The sequence below is a fragment of the Pelomonas sp. KK5 genome, assembly GCF_001984095.1.
Taxonomy (GTDB): Bacteria; Pseudomonadota; Gammaproteobacteria; order Burkholderiales; family Burkholderiaceae_C; genus KK5.
Genome location: NZ_LYVQ01000206.1, coordinates 1 through 12,149, shown reverse-complemented (window position 1 = coordinate 12,149; position 12,149 = coordinate 1). Strand labels below are relative to the sequence as shown.

The 12,149-nt window shown below is 67.7% G+C and carries 10 protein-coding genes and 3 tRNA genes; 12 read left to right on the top strand and 1 reads right to left on the bottom strand.

Annotated features, from left to right (window positions below; genetic code table 11):
• Positions 1-133: 133 nt before the first annotated feature.
• The 8 genes from B0W88_RS24615 to B0W88_RS24580 are packed head-to-tail and all read left to right on the top strand — an operon-like array spanning position 134 to position 8,520.
• Complete coding sequence (locus tag B0W88_RS24615) at positions 134-880, top strand: GntR family transcriptional regulator (RefSeq protein WP_369973927.1); 747 nt, start codon at positions 134-136, stop codon at positions 878-880.
• Positions 877-1,995 carry an N-acetylglucosamine-6-phosphate deacetylase gene (gene nagA, locus B0W88_RS24610; RefSeq protein ID WP_077037250.1) on the top strand — a complete coding sequence of 373 codons (1,119 nt, stop codon included), beginning with the start codon at positions 877-879 and terminating at the stop codon, positions 1,993-1,995. Before B0W88_RS24615 ends, nagA begins: the two co-directional genes overlap by 4 nt.
• A complete protein-coding gene (locus tag B0W88_RS24605) occupies positions 1,992-3,026 on the top strand; it encodes an SIS domain-containing protein (protein ID WP_233151832.1) in 1,035 nt (344 codons plus the stop codon). Before nagA ends, B0W88_RS24605 begins: the two co-directional genes overlap by 4 nt.
• Position 3,027: 1 nt before the next feature.
• Positions 3,028-4,509 carry a beta-N-acetylhexosaminidase gene (gene nagZ, locus B0W88_RS24600; RefSeq protein WP_077037249.1) on the top strand — a complete coding sequence of 494 codons (1,482 nt, stop codon included), beginning with the start codon at positions 3,028-3,030 and terminating at the stop codon, positions 4,507-4,509.
• A gap of 6 nt (positions 4,510-4,515) precedes the next feature.
• Complete coding sequence (locus B0W88_RS24595) at positions 4,516-5,796, top strand: MFS transporter (protein WP_077037248.1); 1,281 nt, start codon at positions 4,516-4,518, stop codon at positions 5,794-5,796.
• Entirely contained in the window at positions 5,793-6,704 is a 912-nt protein-coding gene (locus B0W88_RS24590) for a glycoside hydrolase family 16 protein (protein WP_077037247.1), read from the top strand. The genes B0W88_RS24595 and B0W88_RS24590 overlap by 4 nt, the downstream gene beginning before the upstream one ends.
• A gap of 10 nt (positions 6,705-6,714) precedes the next feature.
• Positions 6,715-7,797: an acyltransferase family protein gene (locus B0W88_RS24585; RefSeq protein WP_077037246.1), complete on the top strand. Its 1,083-nt coding sequence runs from the start codon at positions 6,715-6,717 to the stop codon at positions 7,795-7,797.
• A 39-nt stretch (positions 7,798-7,836) separates the two neighbouring features.
• The gene (locus B0W88_RS24580) at positions 7,837-8,520 is read left to right on the top strand and encodes a DUF6445 family protein (RefSeq protein ID WP_198937929.1); all 684 of its coding nucleotides are present in this window, start codon (positions 7,837-7,839) and stop codon (positions 8,518-8,520) included.
• Between the two features lie 60 nt (positions 8,521-8,580).
• Here B0W88_RS24580 and B0W88_RS24575 read toward each other — a convergent pair whose 3' ends face one another.
• Positions 8,581-11,214: a TonB-dependent receptor gene (locus B0W88_RS24575; RefSeq protein WP_077037245.1), complete on the bottom strand. Its 2,634-nt coding sequence runs from the start codon at positions 11,212-11,214 to the stop codon at positions 8,581-8,583.
• Between the two features lie 391 nt (positions 11,215-11,605).
• On the opposite strand from B0W88_RS24575, the gene B0W88_RS24570 reads away from it, so the two are divergent.
• From B0W88_RS24570 to B0W88_RS24555, 4 genes are all read left to right on the top strand, one after another.
• A tRNA-Tyr gene (locus tag B0W88_RS24570) sits at positions 11,606-11,691 on the top strand.
• Positions 11,692-11,762: 71 nt separating this feature from the next.
• A tRNA-Gly gene (locus B0W88_RS24565) sits at positions 11,763-11,836 on the top strand.
• Between the two features lie 79 nt (positions 11,837-11,915).
• A tRNA-Thr gene (locus B0W88_RS24560) sits at positions 11,916-11,990 on the top strand.
• A 60-nt stretch (positions 11,991-12,050) separates the two neighbouring features.
• On the top strand, positions 12,051-12,149 hold a 99-nt coding region (locus B0W88_RS24555), incomplete at its 3' end, for a GTP-binding protein (protein ID WP_233151794.1).

Genomic DNA, 12,149 nt, shown 5'->3' with positions numbered 1-12,149 from the left:
TCGCCGAGTCGCACCTGCCGGCAGCGCTGCGCCGTCGCAGCGTGCCCGTGCAGGGCGACTCGGCGATGGGTGGGCTGCATCTGGCCGCCTCCGCACTCAAGAACAAGCAACAGCAACAGAAGCAGGGATGACGATGGCCTCCAGCAAGCTGCCCTTCCACTTCAAGCCCGACGACAACGAGTCCTCGCCGCTGTACATGCAGCTGGCGCACAAGCTCGCGCAGGCGATCCGCGAGGGCCACTACCAGGCCGACGAGGCGCTGCCCTCGGAGCGGGTGCTGAGCGAGTCGCTGGACCTGTCGCGCGTCACCGCCCGCAAGGCGATCGACCGGCTGGTGGAGCAGGGCCTGATCATCCGCAAGCGCGGCTCCGGCAATTACATCGCGCCGAAATTGGAGCAGCCGCTGTCGCGCCTGACCAGCTTCTCCGAGGAACTGCAGCAGCGTGGCTTCAAGCCCAGTTCGCGCTGGCTGACCCGCGGCTTCGCGATGGCGGCACCGGACGAGCAGCTCTCGCTGGGCCTGAAGACCGGCGAGCGCGTCGCCCGCCTGGAGCGCCTGCGCCTGGCCGATGCGGTGGTGATGGCCTACGAGGTCAGCGTGCTGCCCGAGGCGGTGCTGCCCGATCCGCATGCGGTGACGAGCTCGCTCTACGAGCATCTGAACACGCACGGCGGCGCGCCGGTGCGGGCGCTGCAGCACATCCGCGCGATCAATGCCGAGCCCAAGCTGGCGACGCTGCTGGAGGTGCCGGTGGGGCAGGCGGTGCTGTTCATCACCCGGGTCGGCTATCTGGAATCGGGTCATGCGGTCGAGCTCACGCATTCCTATTGCCGCAGCGACTACTACGACTTCGTCGCCGAAATGAGGCGCGAGGGATGACCGTCGACGTAACGGGTTATGTACTGACGCCGCAGGGCTTCATCCGCGGCACGCTGACCCACGAGAACGGCAGGATCACGCGCATCGAGGGCGCACCTGCCGACGAGATCGACGCCCGCGCAGGCAGCGAGCCGCTGATCCTGCCCGGCTTCATCGACTGCCACGTCCACGGCGGCGGCGGCCGCGACACGATGGAAGGCGCGGACGCCGCCGCCACGATCTCCCGCATGCACGCCCGCCACGGGACCACCGCGATGCTGGCCACGACGATGACCGCGCCGATGGGCGAGATCGAGGCCGCGCTGCGCGCCTTGGGCCCGCTGTGCCGCGAGCGTGTCCCTGGCGGCGCCCGCGTGCTGGGCGTGCACCTGGAAGGCCCGTACATCAACCCCGGCAAGCTCGGCGCTCAGCCGGACTTTGCCAAGCCCGCGAGCCTCGCCGAGATCGGGGCGCTCCATGCGCTGGCCCCGATCCGGCTGATCACGCTGGCGCCCGAGCTGCCCGGCAACCTGGAGCTGATCGCCCAGCTGCGCGAGGCCGGCTTCATCGTGCAGATCGGCCACACGGCCGGCAGCTACGAGGATGGCCTGGCCGCTTTGTCCCGCGGCGCCGCCGGTTTCACCCACCTGTTCAACGCGATGACCGGCCTGCACCACCGCGAGCCCGGCATGACCGGCGCCGCGCTGGCCCATGCCGAGTACGCCGAGGTGATCCCGGACCTGCTGCACGTCCACCCCGGCGCGCTGCGGGCCGCGCTGCGCGCGATCCCCTGCCTGTTCTGCGTCACCGATTCCACCGCCGCCGCCGGCATGCCCGATGGCGACTACCAGCTCGGCCGCCAGACGGTCACCAAGTGCCTCGGCGGCGTGCGCCTGGCCGACGGCACGCTGGCCGGCAGCACGCTGACGATGGACCAGGCGCTGCGCAACCTGGTGCTGGAACTGGAGCTGACGGTGGCGGAAGCATCCGCGCGCTGCTCGACACATGCCGCCGATTACCTGGGTCTGGACGACCGGGGCCGGCTCGCACCCGGCGCCTTTGCCGATTTCGTTGTTGTCGATCCGCGCGGGCTGCAGCTGCAGCGCGTGGTGATCGAAGGAGAAGAAGCAGTATGAACACGACCACCAAGACCAAGATGCTCGAAGAGGCGCTGAGCGCGCCGGCCGCCGTGGCGCGCCAACTCTCGCTGGACTCCGATGCCTACGCGGCCCTGGGCGAATCGCTGCGCGCCGCGCCGCCGGCCTCGCTGCTGACGATCGCCCGCGGCAGCTCGGACCACGCCTCGCAGTACATGGCCTACCTGATCATGGCGCGGCTGGGCCGGCTGGTGACCTCGCTGCCGATGTCGCTGGTGACGCTATACCAGTCGAAGATCCATGCCGAGGGCCTGGTGTCCTTCGCCTTCTCGCAGTCCGGCCAGAGTCCCGACCTGGTGGCGCCGACCGACTTCCTGCGCGAGCACGGCGCCCGCACCGTGGCCTTCGTCAACGCCGGCGGCTCGCCGCTGGCGGCGGCCTCGCAGTTCGTGTTCCCGCTGCATTCGGGCCCCGAGCAGAGCGTGGCGGCGACCAAGAGCTATATCGCGCAGCTGGTGGCCGGTGCGCGCGTCGTGGCCGCGTGGTCGGAGGATCCCGACCTGGCCGCCGCGCTGCAGGACCTGCCCAAGGTGCTGGAGCAGGCCGCGCAGCAGGACTGGTCCGCGGCGGTGGACGTGCTGAAGGACGCCGACAAGCTCTTCGTCATCGGCCGCGGCACCGGCCTGCCGATCGCGATGGAAGCGGCGCTGAAGTTCAAGGAGACCTGCGGCATCCAGGCCGAGGCCTTCTCGGGCGCCGAGGTCAAGCACGGCCCGATGGCGCTGATCGACGAGGGCTACCCGATGCTGGTGTTCGCCCCGCGCGGCCCGGCCCAGGCCGGCCTGCTGGCGCTGGCCGAGGAGATGCGCGGCCGCGGCGCCCGCGTGCTGCTGGCGGCACCGGCCGGCACGCCCGGCGCGGAGCTGACCCTGTCGACCACCGGCAATGAGGACCTGGACCCGATCGCCGTCGTGCAGAGCTTCTACCCGATGGTCGAGGCACTGGCCCGTGCGCGCGGCTCCAACCCCGATCAACCGCGCCATCTGGCGAAGGTCACCAAGACGCACTGACATGGACGACAACACCTTCCACCCCGGCCAGTTGGTGATGGTCGACATCCCGGGCCAATCGCTCGATGCCGACACCGCCGCCTTCCTGCGTGACCACAAGATCCGCGCGGTCTGCCTGTTCCGCAAGAACCTCGGCAGCGAGCAGGAGATCCGCCAGCTGACCGCCGACCTGCGTGCGGCCATGGGCGAGAAGGCGCTGATCGGCATCGACCAGGAAGGCGGCTCGGTGATCCGCGCGCTGTCCGTGCCGCAGGCGCCGGCCGCCATGGCGCTGGGTGCGATCGACGACGAGGCCACGGCCGAGGCGATCGGCGCCGCGGTGGCGCGCGGGCTGCGCTATCTCGGCATCAACTGGAATTTCGCGCCGGTGCTGGACATCAACAACAACCCGGCCAACCCGGTCATCGGCGAGCGCAGCTTCGGCGAGGATGCGGAGCGTGTGACGCGTCTCGCTGCCGCGTGGATGCGCGGCTCGCTGCGCGAGGGCGTGGCCTGCTGCGTCAAGCATTTCCCTGGCCACGGCGACACGCATGTGGACTCGCACCACGCGCTGCCGACGGTGGACAAGACGCTGGAAGCGCTCGAAGCGCTGGAGCTGAAGCCCTTCCGGGCGCTGGCGGGGATCGCGCCGGCCATGATGACGGCCCACATCGTCTATCCGCAGATCGATCCGGACCACCCGGCCACACTCAGCAAGGCGATCCTCGGCGAGCTGCTGCGCGACAGCATCGGCTACCAGGGCGTGGTGATCACCGACGCGCTGATGATGAAGGCGGTGTTCGACCGCTTCGGCTATGCCCGCGCCTCGGTGCTGGCGCTGCAGGCCGGCGCCGACATGCCGCTGGCCCAGGGCAGCAAGGAAGAGCAGCAGGTGGTGCTGGATGCGATCACCGGCGGGCTGGCCGATGGCAGCCTGTCGATGCAGGCACTGCTGACCGCGCGCCGGCGCCTGGACACGCTGGCCGAGGCCTACCCGCTGATTCAAGCGGAGTACGCCGCCGAGCAACGCGCGGCCGACGATGCCCTCATGCATGCGACCTGGGCCAAGGCGCTGTGCGCGCTGGATGGCGCGGAGGCGCCCGCGCTGTCGCAGCCGCTGCGTGTGATCACGCAGGCCTCGGTGATCAGCGACGGTGTCTCGGAGGCCGGCCTGCCGGTCGAGCGCGTGCGCGCGCTGTTCGCCGGCTTCGCCGACGTCGAGCTGCTGCAACTGCCCAGCCTGCCGAACATGAAGGCCGGCGAGGTGCCGCGCGACGGCCGCCTGAACGTGCTCGTCTCCAACCAGCGCAAGCGCTACGGTGAGGCCGCTGCGGAGGCGGCAATCGACCTGCACCTGGCGATCTGGAATCCCTTCCAGGTGCTGGACCTGCCGGCCCCGGCGGTGATCAGCTGGGGCTATGCCGACGGCGCGATGGCCGCGCTGAGGGCCTGGCTGGAAGGCCGGGCCGAGGCCAAGGCCCAGGCTCCCGTGACGCTCAAGTAACGCGCTATGTCCACGCCCAGCCCGAGCCCGATGAAGTGGGTGCCCTCCCTGTATTTCACGCAGGGCATGCAGTTCTTCGTCGTGATGTACCTGGTGTCCTTCCCGCTGAAGAACCTGGGCGTCGCCAACGACCAGATCGCGCACTGGACCAGCCTGATCGGCACGGCCTGGGCGGTCAAGCCGCTGTGGAGTCCGTTCCTGGAACTGCTGCGCAGCAAGAAGACCATCGTCGTGACGATGCAGTTCGTCGGCGCGGTGGCGCTCGCGCTGATGGCGCTGAGCCTGCAACTGCCCGCCTGGTTCGCCGCGGTGATCGCGGTGCTGTTCATCGTGGCCTACGCCTCGGCCACGCACGACATCGCCTGCGACGGCCTCTACATGGCCTCGCTGGACAACCAGCGCCAGGCCGCCTATGCCGGCTGGCAGGGCGCCTTCTTCAACGGCGCCCGCTTCTTCATGATCGGCGTGGTGATGAAGGTGGCCGGCGCGCTGGAAGGGCCGATGGGCATTGCCAACGCCTGGTCGCTGGTCTTCGCCGGCCTCGCCGTGCTGCTGGCCGGCCTGGCCAGCTACAACGCCTGGGCGCTGCCCGGCAAGCTCAGCACCGAGCACAGCGAACTGACCGCGGCCGGCATCTGGGCGACGACCGAGGAGATCGTCCTCGAGTTCTTTCGCAAGCCGGACATCTGGATCGCGGTGCTGTTCATCGTGCTGTTCCGTTTCGCTGAGGGGCAGGTGCAGACGATCGGGCCGCTGTTCCTGATCGAGGCGCGCGAGAAGGGCGGCCTGGGCCTGACGACCAGCCAGGTGGCCGATGTCTACGGCTGGGTCGGCAGCGGTGGCTTCCTGCTGGGCAGCATCCTGGGCGGCTACTTCACTGCCTGGCTGGGCCTGAAGCGGGCGATGCCCGTGCTGATCCTCGCGATGGGCGTGCCCAATGTGACCTTCTGGTATCTCGCCAGCCAACTGCCCGGCGACATGTGGCACATCGGCACGGCCGTGGGTATCGAGATGCTGGGCTACGGCTTCGGCTTCGTCGGCATGATCCTGTACATCATGCAGGCGGTGGCGCCCGGCAAGTACCAGACGGCGCACTATGCGCTGGGCTCCGGCGTGATGCAGCTGGGCTTCATCTTCAGCAAGGGCATCAGCGGCGACATCCAGCTGGCCATGGGCTACGAGCACTTCTTCGCCTGGACCATCGTCTGCGGGCTGCCGGTGCTGCTGCTGATGTTCTTCGTGCGGATGCCGGGCAAGGCGGCGGCGCCTGCGGTCGCGGCGGCATGAAGCGCGGGGCCCTTGCCGCTGCGCTGCTGCTGGCCTGCACGCTGGCCTCGGCGGCGCCGGGGATCTTCTTCGACGACTTCAGCCAGCGCGACGTCGCCGGCCTGCAGTCCGGCGGGTGGCTGCTGCGCGACAGGGCGGGCCATCCCGGCATCGAAGGCGCGGCGTGGAGCGCTGCCGGCATTTCGCTGGTCGACGACCCGGCCCGTCCAGGTAACCGCCTACTTCGGCTGACCGGCGCCACCGACGGCACTGGCCCCGGCACGCAGCAGGTGCAGCTCTGCCACCAGCGCAAATACCTGGAAGGCACCTACGCGGCACGGGTGCGCTTCAGCGACGAGCCGGCCTCGGGCCGCGACGGCGACCCGGTCATCCAGACCTTCTACGTCGTCAGCCCGCTGAAGCACGACTTCGACCCCGAGTTCAGCGAACTGGATTGGGAGTACCTGGCCAACGGCGGCTGGGGCAAGCCCGAGACGCGGCTCTACGGCATCACCTGGCAGACGGTGCAGATGGAGCCCTGGAACGCCTTCAACGCGGCGCACGAGGAGGTGCGCAGCCTGAAGGGCTGGCACGTGCTGCTGATGCAGGTGGCCGGCGGGCAGACGCGCTGGTTCGTCGACGGGCGGCAGGTGGCGCAGCACGGCGGGCGCAACTATCCGGTGGTGCCGATGGCGATCGCCTTCAGCATGTGGTTCTCGCCGCCCTCGGAGGTGCCGGTGCCGCTGCCGACCGGCGGTGAGCCGCGCGTCTATCAGGAGGACGTGGACTGGGTCTTCCATGCGCGCAACACCGTGCTCGACACCGCGCAGGTGCAGGCCCGCGTGAATGCCCTGCGCCGCCAGGGTGCGAGCCGCGTCGATACCGTGCCCGCCGCGCAGCCGGCGCTGGAGAGCCGCTGCGACTTCTGAGGGAGAGGCGATGAGCCGGAACGAGAACAACAGGCGCCTTGCTTCGGTCGACGCGCTGCGCGGCCTGGCCGTCGCCGGCATGCTGCTGGTCAACGACCCGGGCGACTGGGACCACGTCTACGCGCCGCTGGAGCATGCCGCCTGGAACGGCTGGACGCCGACGGACCTGATCTTCCCCTTCTTCCTGTTCATCGTCGGCGTCTCGCTGTCGCTGGCGATGGGAGCGAAGGTGCAGGCGGGGCAGGGCGCGGCCCTGCGCGGCACCGTGCTCACGCGTGGGCTGCGCATCCTGGCGCTGGGCCTGGCCCTGCATGCGCTGGCCTGGTGGCTGATGGACAAGCCGGCCTTGCGCATCCCCGGCGTGCTGCAGCGGATCGGCCTGTGCTTCGCGCTGGGCGGCCTGATCGCGAGCCGCTGGCGCAGCGCTCGTGCGCAGTGGCTGTGGATCGTGGCCTTGCTGCTCGGCTACGGCCTGCTGCTGAAGCTGGGCGGCCCGCTCGACAAGGTCGGCAACATCGCGAGCCGCATCGACGCATGGATCTTCGGACCGCATGGCTACGAATGGGATGTGGCAACGGGCATCGGCCATGACCCGGAAGGTTTGGTCGGCACGCTGGGCGGCCTGGCGACCACGCTGCTTGGGTGGCGCTGCGGCGAGGCGCTGCGCCGCGGCGCCGAGCGCCATCTGCTGGCCCTGGGCTTCACGCTGGCGGCCCTGGGCTGGGCCTGCGACGCGGCCGGGCTGATGCCGATCAACAAGAACCTGTGGACGCCGAGCTTCGTGCTCTGGACGGCGGGACTGGGCGCGCTGGCGCTGTGGACGGCGCATCGGCTCGTCGACGTGCGTGGCTGGCCTGCACTCGGCCGCAGCTTCGGTGTCAACGCGATCGCGGCCTATGCCGGCGCCTGGATGTGCACCGTCTTCCTCGAAGGCTTCGGCTGGATGGGCCCGCTGTATGGGCGGGGCTTCGGCTGGCTCGCGCCGCTGGTCGGGCCCTACGGACAGTCGCTGGCGTTCGCGCTGGCCTTTGTCGCGGTATGGTGGGCGATCGTGCGCTGGCTGGACCGGCGCAGGATCTACATCAAGGTCTAGCGAATGGATGAGGACAGGGGAGTGAAGTTCGAGCCCAGGATGCCGCCCGACATCCGCTCGGTGCAGATCGGCGAACACCAGGTCGTGTTCATCGACGACTTCCTGCAGGACCCGCAGGCGCTGAAGGACGTCGCCTGCGCCAGCGAGTTCACGCCCTATGCCCGCACCGTCGAGAGAAAGGGTTATCCGGGCCTGCGGGCCCCGGTCCCGGCGGCGTATTCCGAGGCCCTGACGGCGCTGATGGATCCGCTGATACGGCTGAATTTCCAGGTGCCCGACGAACTGCCGCTGCGCAAGAGCGCCTGCGCCTTCTCGCTGACGACGACGCCGCCCGAGGCGCTCGGGCCGCTGCAGCGCACACCGCATTTCGACGCCAGCTCGCCGCATCACATGGCGGTGCTGCTGTACCTGTGCGATGACGAGCACGGCGGCACGGCCTTCTATCGCCACAAGGCCACCGGCGTGCAGCGGGTCACCGCGGACAACCGCGATCGCTTCCTCGACAGCTACTACGCCGAGCTGAATGCAAGGCCGCCGAAGCCGCGCTACTTCGACGACTCGGACGAGCACTTCGAGTTCCTGGGCATGATGCCGGCGCGCTTCAACCGGCTGGTCGTCTACCGCGGCAGCCTGCTGCATTCGGCCGTCGTGAATCCGGCGCTGAGCCTCAGCGCCGATCCCCGCAGCGGGCGGCTGACGGTCAATTCCTTCTACGACTTCTAAGCTGCCGCGCCGCATGAAAAAACCCCGCCGAGGCGGGGTTTCGCTTTTGCACAGGACCGATCAGAACTTCGCGGTCAGGCCCAGCATGTAGGTCGTCTCGCCCTTGAAGGACCAGGCCGGGTAGCCGGCGCGCAGCGGGTCCTTGATGCCGGTGTTGCTGGCGGCGGCGGCGCCGTACTGGATGTCGTCCTGCTTGGTCAGGTTGACCGCGTCCAGCGTCAGCTTCAGCCACTTGTTGATGTTCCAGCCGAAGCTGGCATCGAGCGTGCCGTAGTTGGCGTGCATGCGGTTGCCGTACCAGTAGGCGCCTTCGCGGATCATGTACTTCGAGCGCCAGTTGTAGGCCAGGCGGGCCGAGTAGGTCTCGTTCTCGAAGTAGGGCACCAGGTTGACGTTGTGCTTGGACGATTGCGTGAACACGCCCAGCTGGTCGAGGAAGCTGGCGGCCGGCGCCGTGCCTTCGGTGAAGGTGTAGTTCGCCGCGATGCCGAAGCCGTTGGACAGCGCGTGGTTGATCTGCAGTTCCAGGCCCTGCAGGCGGCCACCGCCGGCGTTCACGAAGCTCTGCACGGTCCAGTTGTCCACGCCCGACTTCGGATCGACCAGGCCCACCTTCTGGTTCGGCACCACGTTGGCGGTGATGAAGTTCTGGATGTCCTTGTTGAAGTAGGTCGCCGAGATCAGGTTGCCCTTGCCGTAGTAGTACTCGAGGCTCAGGTCGATCTGGCTGGACTTCATCGGCTTCAGCGCGATGTTGCCGATGGTCCAGGTCTCGTTGCCGACGCGGTCGTCGTTGTAGCCGGAGACCGTGATGCCCAGCATGTTGGCGAAGTTCGGCCGGGTGATCGCCTGCGAGGCCGCGGCGCGCAGCACCAGGTCCTTGCGCAGGTCGAAGGCGATGTTCACGCTCGGCAGCACGTCGTTGTACTTGGCCTTCTTGACGTCGAAGCCATGGCCCCAGTTCTCGTTGCCCGAGTAGTCGCCGGCGGCCAGCGGCGTGCCGTCGAAGGCGTAGCTGGTGCTGCTGGCGTCGGTCGAGATGTAGCGCAGGCCGAAGTTGCCGCGCATGTTCTCGGCGGCGAAGTCGAACATGCCGTACAGCGAGGTGTTCTTCTCTTCCAGCTTGCTGAAGCCGGAGCGGTCCTCGATCCAGCCGGTGATGTTCTTGCTGGTGGCGGCCATCATCGCGTCGATGTTCGGGCGCGGGATGGTCCAGCTCGCCACGCCGACGGTGCCGTCGAACAGGTCGGTGGTCTTGGTCGGCGTGATCGTGGCGGCCCAGACCGGGCGGTAGGCGCGCTTCTCGAAGGTGTGGTCGGCGTAGCGCACGCCGGTCTTGAACTGGTTGATCGCGCCCCAGTTCAGGTCGAAGGTGGCGTCGAACTGCGCGTACTTCTCCTGGTCCTGGTTCGGGCCCTTCGACGTGGCCCAGGTCTGCGGGCTCATCGAGGAGGGCAGGTCGGCTGCGGTGAAGGACTGGTTCGAGGTCGGGTTGATCTGGATCTGGTGGCCGGTGGCGTCGATCGTGCCCTGCCACTTCGGGATGTTCAGGCCGGCGTCGCCGGTGATCGTCTGGAAGTTGGCGGTCTGCGTGGTGCCGCCTTCGGCCTTGGTGGTGCCGGCGACCAGATCGAACTTGGCGCTGTCGGTCTTGTAGTGGGCGTCGAAGGTGGCGCTGTTGGAGGTCATCTCCGCGGCGCGGGCCCAGACCTGGAAGAACTGCGTGGGCAGCGGGTTGGCGGCGGTCGTCGTGCTGTGCACGCACATGCCGGTCGGGTTGAAGGCCGAGACGACGTCCGTGTTGCGCTTGTCGCAGTTCGGGTCCTGGAAGATGTAGTCGCTGCTGTTCGAGTTGTTGGCAGCCAGCTTCAGGCGCAGCACGTTCAGGCCCAGTTCCAGCCCCTGGACCGGCTTGGCCTGCAGCGTGACGTTGACGGCGTCGCGCTTGCGGTCCTGCACGAAGGCGGTCGGCTCGACGTCACCGGACCAGCGGTTGTCGGCCTCGACGCCACGGCGGATGTAGTCACCGTCCAGATGGGCGACCGAGATCAGCGCGCCGAAGCGCTTGCTCGGGTCCTTCCAGCTGTACAGGGCCGAGATGTCCTTGGTCGCGTCGCTGATGGTGCCGGAGCCGTACTTCAGGCTGACGAAGCCGGTGTTCGCGGGCATGTCCAGCGGCTTGCGGGTCTTGACGATGACGGTGCCGCCGATGCCGCCTTCGGTCAGGTCGGCCTGCTGGGACTTGTAGACCTCCATGCCGCCGATCAGCTCGGAGGGCAGCAGCGAGTAATTGAAGGACCGGTCGATGTCCAGCTGGTCATACCAGCCGGTGGACGCGACGGTCTGGCCGTTCAGCGTCGTGTAGGTCATCTGCGGGTCGGAGCCGCGGATCGAGACGCTGGCGCCCTGGCCGAACGCACGACCGACCGAGACGCCCGGGATGCGACCCAGCGACTGGCCGACGTCCGAGTCGGGCAGCTTGCCCACGTCTTCGGCGGAGACCGCGTCGACGACGGCGCTGGCGTTCTTCTTGATCGTCGCGGCCGTCTGCAGCGAGGCGCGGATGCCGGTCACGACCACCTGATCCAGCTTCTGGGCGTCCTCGGTCTTGTTGTCTTGGGCCTGTGCGGCAAATGCCGCGGACAGCAGGGTCAGGGTCACCGCTGCTGCGATGGGGGTCTGCTTGACCTTCATGTTGAGCTTCCTCGTAGGGGCCTGGCGGCCGGTTAATGCTTCATCAGATCCAGCTGCAGCCCAGCAAAGTGGCCTGCGCCTGGTATCAGTCGGGACATCAAATACAACCAATGCCATGCCACTATACGACCGGGTAGATCCACTTTGCTACCAATTCGAAGGGCGTGTTTTCCCTGCTGTGGCGCTGTTGCCACCTGAATTGGCTGCTGGAATTGCGCGTAAACCCTGATGGAATTGCAACCGGATGGGCGAGGCGTGCCTAAGTGGTATCTAAGTGGTTCTTGCGCAGGGCTTGGGTGGGCTGGGTTGGGTGCCCGGCGCCCTCCAGGCGGCCTTCGCAAAAAAGTCTGTGCTCCCGCGAAATGCCGTGCTATAGTCTGAGGCTCGCTTCGGAGAGGTGGCCGAGTGGTTAAAGGCAGCAGACTGTAAATCTGCCCGCTAACGCGTACGCTGGTTCGAATCCAGCCTTCTCCACCAAAGCGAACCGTTTTTCGAGGTCGAGGTATCGGTCTTCCGATACCTCGATTTGCTAGAGGCGGACTCCCAGGGCGGGAGTAGTTCAATGGTAGAACCTTAGCCTTCCAAGCTAATGACACGGGTTCGATTCCCGTTTCCCGCTCCAGCGGTGTTGTGGTTTGTGTAGGTTGTCGTCGTTACGGATCTGCTGATTGCAGAAGAGAAGTCGTCAGATCCGTGCCGATGCCCATGTGGCTCAGTGGTAGAGCACTCCCTTGGTAAGGGAGAGGTCACGCGTTCGATCCGCGTCATGGGCACCACCCCTCTTTTTCTTTTAGCAAGGCCGTTCTGGTCTGATCTGACTCTCGTAGGAGCGCAAGATGGCAAAAGGTAAATTCGAACGCACCAAGCCGCACGTGAACGTGGGCACGATCGGTCACGTTGACCACGGCAAGACCACGCTGACGGCTGCCATCGCA

What these genes read in the sequence shown, in the direction of transcription:
- nagZ (WP_077037249.1), top strand. Translation starts at nt 3,028, where the DNA reads ATGGACGACAACACCTTCCACCCCGGCCAGTTGGTGATGGTCGACATC.
- B0W88_RS24595 (WP_077037248.1), top strand. Translation starts at nt 4,516, where the DNA reads ATGTCCACGCCCAGCCCGAGCCCGATGAAGTGGGTGCCCTCCCTGTAT.
- B0W88_RS24605 (WP_233151832.1), top strand. Translation starts at nt 1,992, where the DNA reads ATGAACACGACCACCAAGACCAAGATGCTCGAAGAGGCGCTGAGCGCG.
- B0W88_RS24585 (WP_077037246.1), top strand. Translation starts at nt 6,715, where the DNA reads ATGAGCCGGAACGAGAACAACAGGCGCCTTGCTTCGGTCGACGCGCTG.
- B0W88_RS24590 (WP_077037247.1), top strand. Translation starts at nt 5,793, where the DNA reads ATGAAGCGCGGGGCCCTTGCCGCTGCGCTGCTGCTGGCCTGCACGCTG.
- B0W88_RS24580 (WP_198937929.1), top strand. Translation starts at nt 7,837, where the DNA reads ATGCCGCCCGACATCCGCTCGGTGCAGATCGGCGAACACCAGGTCGTG.
- B0W88_RS24575 (WP_077037245.1), bottom strand. Translation starts at nt 11,214, where the DNA reads ATGAAGGTCAAGCAGACCCCCATCGCAGCAGCGGTGACCCTGACCCTG.
- B0W88_RS24615 (WP_369973927.1), top strand. Translation starts at nt 134, where the DNA reads ATGGCCTCCAGCAAGCTGCCCTTCCACTTCAAGCCCGACGACAACGAG.
- nagA (WP_077037250.1), top strand. Translation starts at nt 877, where the DNA reads ATGACCGTCGACGTAACGGGTTATGTACTGACGCCGCAGGGCTTCATC.